Here is a 14,898-nt window from a genome sequence, read left to right on the forward strand (position 1 = left end):
GATGTAAATCGCCGCCGGCACCGCGACAGCCACCGCCAGCGATATGAAGCGGTGGGTTGTCGCGAAAGAGGCTCTTCGCATCATCAGGTCGTTACGCCCCGATCGCGATTTTCGGCTCCTCGGCGGCGCGAGCTTTCATCTCGCGCAGCGCGCGGCGATACTCGACCGGCATCACCTTGCGGAATTTCGGCAAGTAGCTCTTCCAGTTCGCCAGGATGTCCTGGGCGCGCTTGGAGCCGGTGTACTTGGCGTGGCGCGAGATCAGCACGTGCAGCCGCTCGACGTCGGCGCCGAGCAGATCGGCGAACACGTCGACCTTGCCGTGCGCTTCGAGATCGCCGGCCTGATGGAACGCGCCGGCGTTGATCATCTCTTCCGACAGCACCGGTTCGAGCTCGACCATCGCCATGTTGCAGGTCTTGGCGAAGCTGCCGTCCTCGTCCAGCACGTAGGCGACGCCGCCCGACATGCCGGCCGCGAAGTTACGGCCGGTCTTGCCGAGCACCACCACGATGCCGCCGGTCATGTATTCGCAGCAATGATCGCCGGCGCCTTCGACCACCGCGACGGCGCCCGAGTTACGAACCGCGAAGCGTTCGCCGGCGATGCCATGGAAGTAGCACTCGCCTTCGATCGCGCCGTACATCACGGTGTTGCCGACGATGATCGACTCTTCCGGCACGATGCCGGAGATCGCCGGCGGCCGGACGATGATCTTGCCGCCCGACAGGCCTTTGCCGACGTAGTCGTTGCCTTCGCCTTCGAGATCGAAGGTGATGCCGCGCGCCAGCCAGGCGCCGAACGCCTGCCCCGCAGTGCCCTTGAGGTGCACCTGGATGGTGTCGGCCGGCAGTCCGGCGTGGCCGTAATGCTTGGCGACGGTGCCGGACAGCATCGCGCCGGCCGAGCGGTCGGTGTTGTTGATCTCGATCTCGAACTTCACCGGTGCGCCGCGGTCGATTGCCGGCTGCGACTTGGCGATCAGCTTGCGGTCGAGCACGCTGTCGAGATGATGATCCTGGCCTTCCGAATGGAAGATCGTCTGGCCCTTGTCCGCCTTCTGCTTGAAGAACAGCTTGGAGAAGTCGAGGCCCTTGGCCTTCCAATGCGCCACCAGAGCGGCCTGGTCGAGCATCTGCGACTGGCCGACCATTTCATTGAAGGTGCGGTAGCCGAGGCTCGCCATCAGTTCGCGGACTTCTTCGGCGACGAAGAAGAAGTAGTTGATGACGTGCTCGGGCTGGCCGGTGAAGCGCTTGCGCAGCACCGGGTCCTGGGTGGCGACGCCGACCGGGCAAGTGTTGAGGTGGCACTTGCGCATCATGATGCAGCCGGCCGCGATCAGCGGCGCGGTGGCGAAGCCGAACTCGTCGGCACCGAGCAGCGCGCCAATCACGACGTCACGGCCGGTACGGAAGCCGCCGTCGACCTGGACGGCGATGCGCGACCGCAGCCGCTCGCGCACCAGGGTCTGGTGAGTTTCGGCGAGGCCGATTTCCCACGGCGAGCCGGCGTGCTTGATCGAGGTCAGCGGCGAAGCACCGGTGCCGCCTTCGAAGCCCGAGATGGTGACGTGGTCGGCGCGCGCCTTGGCAACGCCCGCCGCGACGGTGCCGACGCCGATTTCCGACACCAGCTTCACCGAGATCGCGCTCGACGGATTGACGTTCTTCAGATCGTAGATCAGCTGCGCCAGATCTTCGATCGAGTAGATGTCGTGGTGCGGCGGCGGCGAGATCAGGCCGACGCCGGGGGTCGAGTGGCGCACCGCCGCGATGGTGGCGTCGACCTTGTGGCCGGGCAACTGACCGCCTTCGCCGGGCTTGGCACCCTGCGCCATCTTAATTTGGATCATGTCCGAATTGGCGAGGTATTCGGTCGTGACACCGAACCGGCCCGAGGCGACCTGCTTGATCGCCGAGCGCATCGAGTCGCCATTCGCCATCGGCTTGAAGCGATCCGGCTCCTCGCCGCCCTCACCGGTGTTCGACTTGCCGCCGATCCGGTTCATGGCGATCGCCAGCGTGGTGTGCGCCTCGCGCGAGATCGAGCCGAAGCTCATCGCGCCGGTCGAGAACCGCTTGACGATCTCGGCGGCCGACTCGACTTCGGCGAGCGGCACCGGCTTGCGGCCTTCGGCCTCGGCGCCCTTGATCTCGAACAGGCCGCGCAGCGTCAGCAGCCGCTCCTGCTGCTCGTTGAGCAGCTTGGCGAACGCGCGGTAGCGCTCCTGCGAGTTGCCGCGCACCGCGTGCTGTAGGGTCGCAACCGAGTCCGCGGTCCAGGCGTGGTCTTCGCCGCGGGTGCGGAAAGCGTATTCGCCGCCGACGTCGAGCGCGGTCTTGTACACCAGCGCGTCGCCGAACGCGTCGCGATGCCGGCGCACGGTCTCTTCGGCGATTTCGGCCAGGCCGACGCCTTCGATCTGCGAGTGAGTGCCGGCGAAGTACTTGGCGATGAAGTCGTGACGCAGGCCGACGGCGTCGAAGATCTGGGCGCCGCAATACGACTGATAGGTCGAAATGCCCATCTTCGACATGACCTTGAGTAGGCCCTTGCCGATCGACTTGATGTAGCGCTTGACGATTTCCTTGTCTTCGAGCTTGGCCGGCAGCCGGTCCTTCAGCGCGATGATGGTCTCGAACGCCAGATACGGGTTGATCGCTTCGGCGCCGAAACCGGCCAGGCAGGCGAAGTGATGCACTTCGCGCGGCTCGCCCGACTCGATCACCAGGCCGACCGAGGTGCGCAGACCGACGCGGATCAGGTGATGATGCACCGAGGCGCAGGCCAGCAGCGCCGGGATCGGAATCCGATCGGCACCGGCGGCGCGGTCGCTGAGGATGATGATGTTGACGCCGTCACGCACCGCAGATTCGGCGCGGCCGTTGAGGTCGTCGAGCACCTGCTCCATGCCGGCAGCGCCGAGCGCGGAGTGGAAAGTGGTGTCGAGCGTGCGCGACTTGAAGTGCGGATCGCCGATCTCGGAGATCGAACGGATCTTCTCGAGGTCGCCGTCGGTCAGGATCGGCTGACGCACTTCCAGACGCTTGGTGCCGGCGAGACCTTCGGTGTCGAACAGGTTCGGCCGCGGGCCGATGATCGACACCAGGCTCATCACCAGCTCCTCGCGGATCGGATCGATCGGCGGGTTGGTGACCTGGGCGAAGTTCTGCTTGAAGTAGGTGTAGAGCAGCTTCGGCTTGTCCGAGAGCGCCGACAGCGGAGTGTCGTTGCCCATCGAGCCGTTGGCTTCTTCGCCGGTCGACGCCATCGGCGTCAGCAGGATCGAGATGTCTTCCTGGGTGTAGCCGAACGCCTGCTGCCGATCGAGCAGCGGCAGGTTGGAGCGCTGGCCCTTGACCGGCGCGTCCTTCAGCTCTTCCAGCACGATCTGGGTGCGATGCAGCCAGTCGGCATAGGGCTGGCTGGCGGCGAGCTGCGCCTTGATCTCTTCGTCCGGGATCAGGCGGCCCTGCTCGAGGTCGACCAGCAGCATCTTGCCGGGCTGCAGCCGCCACTTGGTGACGATCTGGTCCTCCGGAATCTTCAGCACGCCCATTTCGGACGCCATCACGATGCGGTCGTCCTTGGTGACGAGATAGCGCGCCGGGCGCAGACCGTTACGGTCGAGCGTCGCGCCGATCTGGCGGCCGTCGGTGAAGGCGAGCGCGGCCGGACCGTCCCACGGCTCCATCAGAGCGGCGTGGTACTCGTAGAAAGCGCGGCGCTTCTCGTCCATCAGCGGGTTGCCGGCCCACGCTTCCGGAATCATCATCATCACGGCATGCGTCAACGAGTAGCCGCCGCGCACCAGGAATTCGAGCGCGTTGTCGAAGCAGGCGGTGTCGCTCTGGCCTTCGTAAGAGATCGGCCATAGCCGGCTGATGTCTTCGCCGTACAACTCCGAATGCACCGACGCCTGACGCGCCGCCATCCAGTTGACGTTGCCGCGCAGGGTGTTGATCTCGCCGTTGTGCGCGACCATGCGGTACGGATGCGCCAGCGACCAGGTCGGGAAGGTGTTGGTCGAGAACCGCTGATGCACCAGCGCCAGCGCGCTGGCGAAATCGTCTTCGTGCAGATCCGGATAGTACTTGCCGAGCTGGTCGGCCAGGAACATGCCCTTGTAGATCACGGTGCGGCACGACAGCGACACCGGATAGTAGCCGGCGAGCGCGCGCTCGCGACGCTGATAGATCGCGTTCGAGATCGACTTGCGCAGGATGTAGAGCTTGCGCTCGAAATCGTCTTCGGAGGTGATCGCGGTGCCGCGACCGATGAACACCTGCATGTTGGCAGGCTCGGTCGGCTTCACGGTCTCGCCGAGCGAGGAGTTGTCGGTCGGCACGTCGCGCCAGCCGAGGAAGGTCAGGCCTTCGGCCTTGATGCGATCCTCGATGATGCTCTTGATCACCTTCCGCCACGAGGTCTCGCGCGGCATGAACAGCGCGCCGACGGCGTATTCGCCCGGCGCCGGCAGCGAGAAGCCGAGCTCGGTGGCCTTGCGGCTGAAGAAGGCGTGCGGGATCTGCACCAGGATGCCGGCGCCGTCACCGGCGCGCGGATCGGCGCCGACGGCGCCGCGATGCTCGAGGTTGCACAGGATGCGCAGCGCGTCGCAGACGATCTGATGCGACTTGACGCCCTTGATGTTGGCGATGAAGCCGACGCCGCAGGCGTCCTTTTCGCGCGACAGGTCGTACAGACCTTCGGCCGGCGGACGCCAAGTGTGCTCAGGACCGGTGGTTTTGACAGCCGAGTCCGCCGTCAGCGCATTGGCAACCATAATTTCGCGCTCGCACTCAGACCCGCTCATCTTCGTCCTCTTCATCCCGGGAGGGGATACACTATCCAGCATCGGCGCACTTCGAACGCTCGCGGCACCCTCCGGGCCACCGCTCGCGCTCTGCGAGCCACGATTTGCGTATTCAGACCCCGGTGTCCATATCGCCCAACGGACAATCAGGTGCCGCGCGCGACGTCAATCGCCTCGCGTGACGCTGCAAACCCCGTGCCGGGCTACCACCGTAAATGAGACAGCGATGCTGTCCTAGCACGACTTTGCCAAATTTTTGTCTAGCACACAAGCGCGCCCACGTCCCCCATTCGATGGTGGGCCGGGCGTTTCTGCATTGGTTTTGCAGCAGCGACGCGATCGCGGCTGCCGCGGATTCACGCCAAATGCGCCGCGTTTGGGCCAAGCCCAGGCCAAATTCCCCCGCGAGGCTCCCGCCCCGCACCAGAATGGGACGGGCGCTGCAGGGAGCATGAAGCTATGAAATTCAAGGGGTGGGTAATGTCGGCGGGTCTTGCCGCGACCGCCGCGACCACGGCAATGGCCGATCCGCTGCCGGCCGGCGGCGCCGCGCGGCCGCCCGTCACTAAGGTGTCGGACCTTAAGGGCTCGTATGCGGCGATGCCGCCGCCGCCCCGGCGCGATCTGCGCCGCGCGGCCCCGCTGGCCGAGGTGCTGGAGGTGCTGTCACCGGATGAAGTCACCCGCGCGGCCCGCGCCGAGGGCTTTTCTCCGCTCGGCTATCCGCGCCAGCGCGGCGCGGTCTACACCATGGCGGCGATCAATCCGGACGGTGACGATGGTCGCCTGGTGATCGACGCCCGCACCGGCCGTCTGGTCCGCTTCATGCCGGCCTGGCAGATGGGCGACCGCATGGAAGAGGTGACGGTCGCCAGCTACGGCCGGATTCAGGGACTGCCCCGGTTCGTCGAGACCAATCCGCCGCGGCCGCCGAAGCCGGTCGCCCGCGTCGCCAACCGCAATGCCGCCACACCGATCCCGCGGCCGGCGCCGCAGCACCCGGCCGGCGACAAAGCCGCCAAGGCCGCAGGCGACGCCGCCGCCAAGGACGGCTCCAAGCCGATGCTCGATCAGGCCAGGCAGGACGCCGGCAAGGACACCAAACAGGACACCGCAGCGGTGCAAAGCCCGGCCAGCGCGGTGCCGTCGGCTGCAGGCCCCTCGCCGGTGCGAGCCAGGCCCTCCTCCTCGACGACGATCCGTCCGACCGAAGCAATGCCGCCGGTGCAGGGGCTGGAGTAGCCGCTCGGTCGGCTTTTCAGACGACCTGTGCCCTTCGCGACGGACCGCGATGGCTCCGAAAGCAAAGCGCCCCGGTTGCCCGGGGCGCCTGCTTGGCTAGGGGTCTATGCAGCGAAAGAAAGTTCGCAAGCCGGCGGCGCGTTACGCGGCCGCCTTCTCGCTGTTGTCGGTGACCACTTGCGGGCCGGCCTGCGCATTGATGCTGATCGGAATGCTGCGCGGCTTTTTCGCCTCGGGAATCTCGCGCACGAGGTCGACGTGCAGCAGACCGTTTTCGAGGCTGGCGTTCTTTACCGTGACGTAGTCGGCGAGCTGGAAGGCCCGCTCGAAGGCGCGCGCGGCGATGCCGCGATATAGCACTTCGGCCTTGCCGGCCTCTTCACCGGTCTTCTCGCCCTTGATGGTCAGCGTGTTCTCCTTGCTGACGATCGACAGCTCGGACGGAGAGAACCCGGCGACCGCAACGGTGATGCGATACGCATTCTCGCCGGTGCGCTCGATGTTATAGGGCGGATAGCCGGGCGCGGCCGCATCCGCAGAGGTCTGGTCGAGCAGATTGAACAGCCGGTCGAAGCCGATGGTCGAACGATAGAACGGGGTGAGATCGAAGCTACGCATGGTCAAAGTCCTCCTAGAAGCGACTATGTGATGACCCGCCCGCCATCGGGCCGGGCCTTGTCCGTGCAGCCGGAGAAGTCAGTTCCTGACCCCTTGGTGTGGCCTGCACGGAAATGATATGGGAGGGGCGTTTCGGGGTTCAAGAGGGGGCCCGAAGCAGTTCGCGCCCGCCGCTTTCATCCCGATTTTCCAGGCATTTGCTCCCCTCCGGACCCGGTCCATGACGCTCGTCTCGACTCCTGCCAATCCGGTGCCCGAAGACGCCGTCTCCGGTTTCATCAAGACGCCCGACGGCGTGCCGCTGCGGTTTGCGCGGTGGGAGCCGGCGGGGCACCGCAAAGGCACCGTGTGCGTCTTCACCGGACGTACCGAGCAGATCGAGAAGTACTTCGAGACGGTGCGCGATCTGCGTGATCGCGGCTTTGCGGTCGCGGCGCTCGACTGGCGCGGCCAGGGCCACTCGGAACGCCGCTTACGCGACTATCGCAAGGGCTATGTGCGCAACTTCGCCGACTTCGAGGTCGACGTCGAAACCTTCGTCCGCGAAGTGGTGCTGCCGGACTGCCCGCCGCCGCATTTCGCGCTGGCGCATTCGATGGGCGGAGCGGTGATGCTGCGCATCGCCCGTTCCGGCAAACGCTGGTTCGACCGCATGGTGCTGTCGGCCCCGATGATCGACCTCGCCGGCAACACCACCGCGCTGCCGATCAGGCTGCTGCTGCGGGCGATGCGGCTGGCCGGCCAGGGCGGTCGTTACGTGCCAGGCGGCAACGACGTGCTCGCCAACACCGAGCCGTTCGTCGGCAACAAGCTGACCTCGGATCCGGTGCGCTACGCCCGAAACGCAGCGATCATCGCCGAAGACCCGACCCTCGGCCTCGCCTCGCCGACCGTTGCGTGGGCCGACACTGCCTTCCGCGCCATGCACGCCTTCAAGGCGACCAACTATCCGTCGCAGATCCGGCAGCCGATCCTGATGATCGCGGCCGGCATGGACGGCGTGGTGTCGACGCCGGCGATCGAAGAGTTCGCTTATCATTTGCGGGCCGGTTCGCATCTGGTGATCCCCGGCGCCAAGCACGAAATCCTCCAGGAGCAGGATCGCTACCGCCAGCAATTCTGGGCGGCGTTCGATGCTTTCGTACCGGGGACGCCGCTTTTCTGATGTGACATTCTGTCTCCGGCGAGGCTTCGCGCCGCGTTTCGGAACTTCACACATCCGCCTTGGTTGCAGGCTGCAAGACCGTACGGTTTCGCCCTTCCGTCCCTCTCGAAAGATTTCCAGATCATGAAAATCCGTAAAGCCGTCTTCCCGGTCGCCGGCCTCGGCACCCGCGTTCTCCCCGCCACCAAGGCGATGCCGAAGGAGATGCTGACCATCGTCGACAAGCCGCTGATCCAGTACGTCGTCGACGAAGCGCGGGAAGCCGGGATCGAGCACTTCGTGTTCGTCACCGGGCGCAACAAGGGCATGATCGAGGATCACTTCGACCGCCAGTTCGAACTCGATGTGACGCTGGAGAAGCGAAACAAGAAGAACGAGATGGAAATCCTGGCGCGCGACCAGCCGGAAGCGGGCGCGATGAGCTTCACCCGCCAGCAGGCCCCGCACGGGCTCGGCCACGCGGTGTGGTGCGCTCGCGACATCGTCGGCAACGAGCCGTTCGCGGTGGTGCTGCCGGACGAACTGGTGCTCAACACCCCGGGCTGCCTGAAGCAGATGATCCAGGCCGCCGAGAAGCTCGGCGACAAGGCGAACGTCATCGCGGTGGAAGAAGTGCCGGCCGACCGCACCCATCAGTACGGCATCTGCGGCGTCGGCAAGCGCACCGGAAAGGTGTTCGAGGTCGACGGCATGGTCGAGAAGCCGGCGCCCGGCACCGCGCCGTCGAACCTGTCGATCACCGGGCGCTACATCCTGCAGCCTGAGATCTTCAAGATCCTGGCGACGCAGGAGCGCGGCGCAGGCGGCGAAATCCAGCTCACCGACGCGATGATCGGGCTGTCTAAGACGCAGAAATTCTACGGCGTGGAGTTCGAAGGCGAGCGCCACGACTGCGGTTCGAAGGCCGGCTTCCTGCGCGCCAACATCGCATTCGCGATGCAGCGCGACGACCTGCGCGCCGGCCTGATCGAAGACATGAAGCGTTATCTGGACAAGTAATCGCGCGGCACCGAAGCGCCGGAGAGGTTACGCCACCAGCGTGACCTCGCCGCGCACGGCGACGACGCAGCGATTGCGGCCGAGCTCCTTGGCCGCATACAGCGCACGATCGGCGGCTTCGACCAGATCGTGCCATTGATGCGCAGCCATCGGCGTGGTGCTGGCGACGCCGATCGACACGGTGACGCCACCCTCGATATCCGACCATTCCTCGACCTTGCGCCGGATGGTCTCGGCGATGGCTTCGGCGGCCGGCGCGGTCAGCCCCGGCAGCAGCACGGCAAACTCTTCGCCGCCGAACCGGGCAACGCAGTCGCCGGCGCGGTGCACGGTGTCGGCGATACACACCGCGATCCCGACCAACATCTGGTCGCCGGCCTGATGGCCGAAGCTGTCGTTGTAAGCCTTGAAGTGATCGGCATCGATCATCAGCAGCGCGATCGGCGTGTTCTGCCGGATGGCGCGGCGCCACTCGGTGTCGATCGCGGCGTCGAATTTGCGCCGGTTGGTCAGCCCGGTCAGCGGATCGGTGGTGGCCAGCTCCTCGAGCCGGCGCTCGGCCGCGGCGCGGCGCTCGATCTCGCGGATGAAGAACACCGTGACGGCAGCGACGAAGCCGGCCAGCACCAGCAGCACGATGCCGATCCAGATCGCCTCCTTGCGCCACATCGCATAGATGTCGTTCCACGACTTCGCGACCAGCACCACCAGCGGCTTGGTGCTGTCGCTCCAGACGAACATCCGCTGGACGCCGTCCAGCGTACCGGTGCCGGCGAACCAGCCGTTGCGACGACTGAACATCTTCTGCACGCCCGAAGTGAACAGCATGTTCTTGCCGATCAGTTCCGGCTCGAACGGGGTGCGGACGATCAGGGTGCCGTCGTGCGCGATCACCGCGATCATGTCCTGCGGGCGCAGCCGCAGCCGCTTGAACAGGTCCTGGAAGTAACCGAACTTGATCGAGCCGGCGACGACGCCGAGAAACGTGCCGTCGGAGCCGGTGACACGTCGGCTGAGGATCACCGAGTAGTGGCCATCGACCTGCTGCGGCTTGCTGATGTACAGCCCGGCATATGGCTCGTCGCGCTGCACCGTGAAGAACGGCTCGTTCGCGCGGTTCTCCTTCGGCGGATTGGTGAGGGCGGAGTCGCGGGTGAGGTTGCCGTGCTCGTCATAGACCCGGATCGCGCCGAAATGCGGACCGGTGACCGGATGATCGAACAGGATCAACCGCGCCAGGCGGGCGTCGACCTGGCTGAGTTCGGGTAGCACCAGATTGGACGCGACCGCTCGCAGCGAGGCGTCGTACAGCTCGACATGCCGGTTGATGTCGGCGTCCATCGAGGCGGCGAGATTTTCGAGCGTCTGCCGCGCCAGCTCTTCGGCGCCGCGCCGCATGTCGAGCAGCACGCTGCCGCACACAGCGGAAAAACCCAGCACGGTGATCAGCGAAAACATCACCATCACCCGCGCCGACATCCGGCGCCGACGGTGGAGCTCCTTGCTGATCCTGTCGAACAGAGCGTGCGTGTCCATCATCTCAGGTTCCACGCAATGTCTTGCAGAGCGCTTAAGTTGCGCTATTGACGTAATGCGGGGTTAACACGCTGTTTCACCGCATAACGCCGGACTCGGCCGGAGAACGCACTTAGCGTCCTCCAAACGACCATCCGCCCGCTCCCTTCGACCAACCACGGCGCCCGATGAAATCCTACGAACCCCTACGAGAGTATCTGGCGCAGCAGACCGCCCCGGAGCTGGTGCTCAGCATCGACGTCATCGAGGAGATGCTCGGCTTCGACCTGCCGCGCGCGGCGCAGCGGGCGGCGTGGTGGGATTCGACCTATGCGCCGGACGAGAAGATGCCGCAGCGCGAAGCCTGCCTCGCCGCCGGCTACATCGCCACCCGCCTGCCGGATGGCTCCGGTGTGCGCTTCCGGCGGATCAAGGCCGAACGGTCGCGCTGGCGAAGCTGACGAGTTCCGCGGCGGGCGCGGCGGCGCGCGCGTCCGGCATTGACAGATTGCCGCACCCCGCGTCCTGATGCGTGACACGCGTCGCAGCCCGCCTGGGCCTGCGAGCCGCGAACGTCATGAGGAAACGCCGATGCGCAGAGTTGTCGCCGCCCTGTTTGCCGTCCTGCTGACCGCCGTGCCGGCGGCTGCGCAGACGTCGCTGAAGATCATGGTGGGCGGCATCGACAAGCAGATCTATCTGCCGGCCAAACTCGCCGCTCAGCTCGGCTTCTTTAAGGAGGAAGGGCTCGACGTCGAGCTATTCAACTCGACCTCGGGCTCGCAGGCCGCCACCGCGCTGTTGGCGCGCGAAGTCCAAGGCGTCGTCGGATTTTACGATCACACCATCGACCTGCAGGCCAAGGGCAAGTTCATCACCGACGTGGTGCAGTTCTCGGTCGCGCCCGGCGAGGTCGTGCTGGTGAAGGCGGCCGAGGCCGACAAGCTGAAACAGCCGGCGAATTGGAAAGGCCTGGCGCTCGGCGTCACCGGCCTCGGCTCGGCGACCGACTTTCTCACCCGCGCGCTCGCCGCCAAGGCTGGCCTGAAGATGCAGGACTACACGCTGGTGCCGGTCGGGGCCGGCGACACCTTCCTGGCGGCGATGCAGCAGGGCAAAATCAGCTCCGGCATGACCACCGAGCCGACCGTGCAGCGCGCGCTGAGTTCCGGCACCGCCAAGATCGGGATCGACCTGCGCTCGCCGGAGGAGACCCGCAAGGTGCTCGGCGGTGACTACCCGGCCGCTTGCCTGTACATGGACCGCGGCTGGATGGAGGCCAACAAGCCCACCGTGCAGAAGGTGGTGAACGCCTTCGTCAAGACGCTGAAATGGATCCAGGCGCATTCGGCTGAAGAGATCGCCGACAAGATGCCAAAGGATTACTACGCCGGCGACCGCGCGCTCTACGTCCAGGGCCTGCAGGACGGCAAGGTGCAGTACTCGCCCGACGGCGTGATGCCGAGCGGCGCGCCTGAGTCGGTCGCTATGATCCTGGCGAGCTTCTCGCCGAACCTGCAGGGCAAGACCGTCGATCTGTCGAAGACCTACACCACGGAATTCGTGGCGAAGGCGAATGCTGGGCAGTGAGGGCGGCGATGCCTGTCGATCGGGCCAATGCACACGAGCATGGAGTGACGCGACGCGTCTTCACCCCTCCCCCTTGCGGGAGAGGGGTGGGGGTCCCCAGGCACTGTGCCCGCGTCGCCCTCACCCCACCCCTCTCCCGCAAGCGGGAGAGGGAGCGCGCCGTGCTCGCTGCTAACTCTCCACCCTCATGGGCGATCCTTTGATGCCGTCCTCCCCCTCCGCCGTTGAACTCCATCAGGTCGCCCGCCGCTTCGTCACGCCGTCGGGCGAGGTGCTGTCGGCGCTGGAGGATTTCGACCTGTCGATCGCGCCCGGTGAGTTCTGCGCCATCGTCGGGCCGACCGGCTGTGGCAAGTCGACGACGCTCGGATTGATCGCCGGACTGGCGAAGCCGCAGGCCGGCCGCGTCACATTGTTCGACGCGCCGGTCGATGGCGTCGATCGCCGCGTCGGCTTCGTGTTTCAGCAGGACGCGGTGTTTCCCTGGCGCAGCGTCCTGCACAACGTGATGGCCGGGCCGCTGTTTCGCGGCGTCGGCAAGGCGGACGCCGAGGCGCAAGCCCGCGACTGGATCGTCCGCGTTGGCTTGAAGGGTTTCGAGAACCATCATCCGCATCAACTGTCCGGCGGCATGCGCAAGCGCGTGGCGCTGGCGCAGACCTTCATCAACAATCCGCAGGTGCTGCTGATGGACGAGCCGTTTTCGGCGCTCGACGTCCAGACCCGCGAACTGATGCAGGAAGAACTGCTGCAGCGGTGGGCGCAGGCGCGCTCTGCGGTGCTGTTCGTCACTCACGACCTCGATGAAGCGATCCTGCTGGCCGACCGTGTCGCGGTACTGACGACGCGTCCGGCGCGGGTGAAGTCGGTGCACGCTATCGACCTGCCGCGCCCGCGCGACGTCGCCACGCTCCGCTACGACGAGCGCTTCATCGCCATCGCCCGCCGCATCAGCGACGACCTGCGCGAAGAAGTCCTGCGCGCGAGGGCGGGACATTGAGGAGGCATCGCGACATTCGGCATCGCCACAACTCGCAGCGTCCTCATCCTGAGGAGCGGCGTCTTCGCCGCGTCTCGAAGGATGAGAGCCGCGCAAACTCATGGTTCGAGACGGCGCTGACGCGCCTCCTCACCATGAGGGCCTCGCATGGGACCGGCGACGTGCGAGGAGCATGCTGATGGCTGATACGACAATCAGCAAGCCGGAGACGGACATTCGCGCCGAGCCGATGGCTGTCCGCATGCGGCGGCGGGCGCGGCTGGTGCTGGCGCTGCGGCTCGCGGTGCTGGTGGTGCTGATCGCCGGCTGGGAGTTGGGCGTGCGGTTCGGCGTGATCGATCCATTTTTCTTCGGCCAGCCGAGCGGCATCGTGCTCAAGCTGATCGACTGGATCCAGAACGGCACCTCGATCGGCCCGCTGTGGCAGCAGGTGTGGGTGACGATCTACGAGGCCAGCGCCGGCTTCCTGATCGGGGCGGTGCTCGGGGTGCTGTGCGGCATCGCGCTCGGCCGCAATCACCTGCTGTCGGACGTGTTTTCGATCTACATCAAAGTCGCCAACTCGATTCCGCGCGTGGTGCTCGGCTCGATCTTCATCGTCGCGCTCGGACTCGGCGCGGCGTCGAAGGTCGCGCTGGCGGTGGTGATGGTGTTCTTCGTGGTGTTCGCCAATGCGTTTCAGGGCGTGCGCGAAGCCGACAAGAACCTGATCGCCAATGCGCGGATTCTCGGCGCCAGCCCGTGGCAGGTGACGACCTCGGTGGTGATCCCTTCGGCGCTGTCGTGGATTCTCGCCAGTCTGCATGTCAGCTTCGGCTTCGCGCTGGTCGGCGCCATCGTCGGCGAATTCCTCGGCGCCCGCGAAGGCATGGGCCTGCTGATCGCCACCGCCCAGGGCTCGTTCGACTCCAACGGCGTGTTCGCCGCGATGATCGTCATCGCCGTGGTGGCGCTGGTCGCCGAAGGACTGCTGACCGCGCTGGAGAAGCGATTGCTGACGTGGCGGCCGGAGGCCTCGGCCCTCAACGATTAGCCGGCGACGACACCGGATCGCCAGCGGCATCGAACGACGGCCGGGCCAGCACTCGGCGCGCGATCGGTTTGAGCAACTGCGGCGCCAGGTAGATCGGAAACTGCGACAGCGCGAAATACAGCCAGGTCGCGCCCGGCAGTACGCCATCGGTCGCCGCCAGCATCAGTCCCATATTGCGCTGCGACACCATCAGGCCGAGCGCCAACGCGCGGCCGGCACCGATCTTGCGGAAGATCAGCATGGTGGCGACCAGGAGCACCAGGAACATCATAAAGGCGAACAACGTAAGCGCGATCATGAGCAGCGGCCGCGCGATGAAGTTCGACACCACATTGCCCATCACGGCCGCGACGAAGACGTACAGGATCAGAATATTGACGCCGTCTATCGGCTCCTTGTGGCGACGGATAGCATCCGCGCCCACCAGCTTGCGGATGATCGCAGCGACCAGCAGCGAGCCTCCGAGGATCGCCGACAGCTTCAGGCCGAGAGCCAGCGGCGACAGCGTCATCGCGGAGCCGACGAATAGGTAAGCAAACAGCGGCGCAGTGAACGGGATCAGCGCCGTGCTGGTCACCAGCGTGATCAGCACCAGGGTCGCATCCAGCCCCATCAGTGCCGCAAGTGCTGGCGAGGCCATCATCGGAGATGCGACCGCCTGCAGCATCAGCGCCAGAAACAGATCCGGCGAGCGTACATCCAGCCCGACCGCGAGACAGGCCAGGCCGGCAAGAGCCGGCACCGCCAAGGTGGTCCATGCGGTCGCCGCTAGCACGGTCCCAGGCTGCCGGAGATTGGCGCGCACCTGGGCGACGTCAACACGCATGAACGAGATACACAGCAGCGCAAAGATCGCTTCGGTGACGAATGGTCTTAAGATGTCGCCGAGCGGCGTCACCAGCAGTCCGAGGATCACC

The 14,898-nt window shown here is 65.9% G+C and carries 11 protein-coding genes; 7 read left to right on the top strand and 4 right to left on the bottom strand.

Annotated features, from left to right (window positions below):
• Positions 1-91: 91 nt before the first annotated feature.
• A complete protein-coding gene (gene gltB / locus DY467_RS22715; RefSeq protein ID WP_164639142.1) occupies positions 92-4,819 on the bottom strand; it encodes a glutamate synthase large subunit in 4,728 nt (1,575 codons plus the stop codon).
• Positions 4,820-5,278: 459 nt separating this feature from the next.
• Here gltB and DY467_RS22720 point away from each other — a divergent pair, with 459 nt between their 5' ends.
• Positions 5,279-6,061, top strand: coding sequence for a hypothetical protein (locus DY467_RS22720; protein ID WP_164639144.1), 783 nt, complete (start codon positions 5,279-5,281; stop codon positions 6,059-6,061).
• Between the two features lie 141 nt (positions 6,062-6,202).
• Here DY467_RS22720 and DY467_RS22725 read toward each other — a convergent pair whose 3' ends face one another.
• A complete protein-coding gene (locus DY467_RS22725; RefSeq protein WP_107343047.1) occupies positions 6,203-6,679 on the bottom strand; it encodes an Hsp20 family protein in 477 nt (158 codons plus the stop codon).
• A gap of 220 nt (positions 6,680-6,899) precedes the next feature.
• On the opposite strand from DY467_RS22725, the gene DY467_RS22730 reads away from it, so the two are divergent.
• A complete protein-coding gene (locus DY467_RS22730) occupies positions 6,900-7,844 on the top strand; it encodes an alpha/beta hydrolase (RefSeq protein WP_164639146.1) in 945 nt (314 codons plus the stop codon).
• A 123-nt stretch (positions 7,845-7,967) separates the two neighbouring features.
• Positions 7,968-8,843: a UTP--glucose-1-phosphate uridylyltransferase GalU gene (gene galU / locus DY467_RS22735; protein WP_107343045.1), complete on the top strand. Its 876-nt coding sequence runs from the start codon at positions 7,968-7,970 to the stop codon at positions 8,841-8,843.
• Positions 8,844-8,870: 27 nt separating this feature from the next.
• Here the strand turns inward: galU and DY467_RS22740 are convergent, their stop codons facing one another.
• Complete coding sequence (locus tag DY467_RS22740) at positions 8,871-10,379, bottom strand: sensor domain-containing diguanylate cyclase (protein WP_164639152.1); 1,509 nt, start codon at positions 10,377-10,379, stop codon at positions 8,871-8,873.
• A 167-nt stretch (positions 10,380-10,546) separates the two neighbouring features.
• Between DY467_RS22740 and DY467_RS22745 the strand changes: the two genes are divergently transcribed.
• The 4 genes from DY467_RS22745 to DY467_RS22760 all read left to right on the top strand — a co-directional run bounded on the left by DY467_RS22745 (position 10,547) and on the right by DY467_RS22760 (position 13,981).
• Positions 10,547-10,819, top strand: coding sequence for a hypothetical protein (locus DY467_RS22745; RefSeq protein ID WP_164639154.1), 273 nt, complete (start codon positions 10,547-10,549; stop codon positions 10,817-10,819).
• A gap of 130 nt (positions 10,820-10,949) precedes the next feature.
• Complete coding sequence (locus tag DY467_RS22750) at positions 10,950-11,948, top strand: ABC transporter substrate-binding protein (RefSeq protein WP_164639157.1); 999 nt, start codon at positions 10,950-10,952, stop codon at positions 11,946-11,948.
• 202 nt (positions 11,949-12,150) lie between these two features.
• The gene (locus DY467_RS22755) at positions 12,151-12,948 is read left to right on the top strand and encodes an ABC transporter ATP-binding protein (protein ID WP_164639159.1); all 798 of its coding nucleotides are present in this window, start codon (positions 12,151-12,153) and stop codon (positions 12,946-12,948) included.
• Between the two features lie 178 nt (positions 12,949-13,126).
• On the top strand, positions 13,127-13,981 hold the full coding sequence (locus tag DY467_RS22760; protein ID WP_164639161.1) for an ABC transporter permease: 855 nt from the start codon (positions 13,127-13,129) through the stop codon (positions 13,979-13,981).
• On the opposite strand, the gene DY467_RS22765 is transcribed toward DY467_RS22760, so the two are convergent.
• On the bottom strand, positions 13,971-14,898 hold a 928-nt coding region (locus tag DY467_RS22765), incomplete at its 5' end, for a Na+-dependent transporter (RefSeq protein WP_164639163.1). The genes DY467_RS22760 and DY467_RS22765 overlap by 11 nt on opposite strands.

Origin of the sequence: Rhodopseudomonas sp. BR0G17, from assembly GCF_010907025.1 — a bacterium.
GTDB classification, from domain to species: Bacteria; Pseudomonadota; Alphaproteobacteria; order Rhizobiales; family Xanthobacteraceae; genus Rhodopseudomonas; species Rhodopseudomonas palustris_H.

What these genes read in the sequence shown, in the direction of transcription:
- gltB (WP_164639142.1), bottom strand. Translation starts at nt 4,819, where the DNA reads ATGAGCGGGTCTGAGTGCGAGCGCGAAATTATGGTTGCCAATGCGCTG.
- DY467_RS22720 (WP_164639144.1), top strand. Translation starts at nt 5,279, where the DNA reads ATGAAATTCAAGGGGTGGGTAATGTCGGCGGGTCTTGCCGCGACCGCC.
- DY467_RS22725 (WP_107343047.1), bottom strand. Translation starts at nt 6,679, where the DNA reads ATGCGTAGCTTCGATCTCACCCCGTTCTATCGTTCGACCATCGGCTTC.
- DY467_RS22730 (WP_164639146.1), top strand. Translation starts at nt 6,900, where the DNA reads ATGACGCTCGTCTCGACTCCTGCCAATCCGGTGCCCGAAGACGCCGTC.
- galU (WP_107343045.1), top strand. Translation starts at nt 7,968, where the DNA reads ATGAAAATCCGTAAAGCCGTCTTCCCGGTCGCCGGCCTCGGCACCCGC.
- DY467_RS22740 (WP_164639152.1), bottom strand. Translation starts at nt 10,379, where the DNA reads ATGGACACGCACGCTCTGTTCGACAGGATCAGCAAGGAGCTCCACCGT.
- DY467_RS22745 (WP_164639154.1), top strand. Translation starts at nt 10,547, where the DNA reads ATGAAATCCTACGAACCCCTACGAGAGTATCTGGCGCAGCAGACCGCC.
- DY467_RS22750 (WP_164639157.1), top strand. Translation starts at nt 10,950, where the DNA reads ATGCGCAGAGTTGTCGCCGCCCTGTTTGCCGTCCTGCTGACCGCCGTG.
- DY467_RS22755 (WP_164639159.1), top strand. Translation starts at nt 12,151, where the DNA reads ATGCCGTCCTCCCCCTCCGCCGTTGAACTCCATCAGGTCGCCCGCCGC.
- DY467_RS22760 (WP_164639161.1), top strand. Translation starts at nt 13,127, where the DNA reads ATGGCTGATACGACAATCAGCAAGCCGGAGACGGACATTCGCGCCGAG.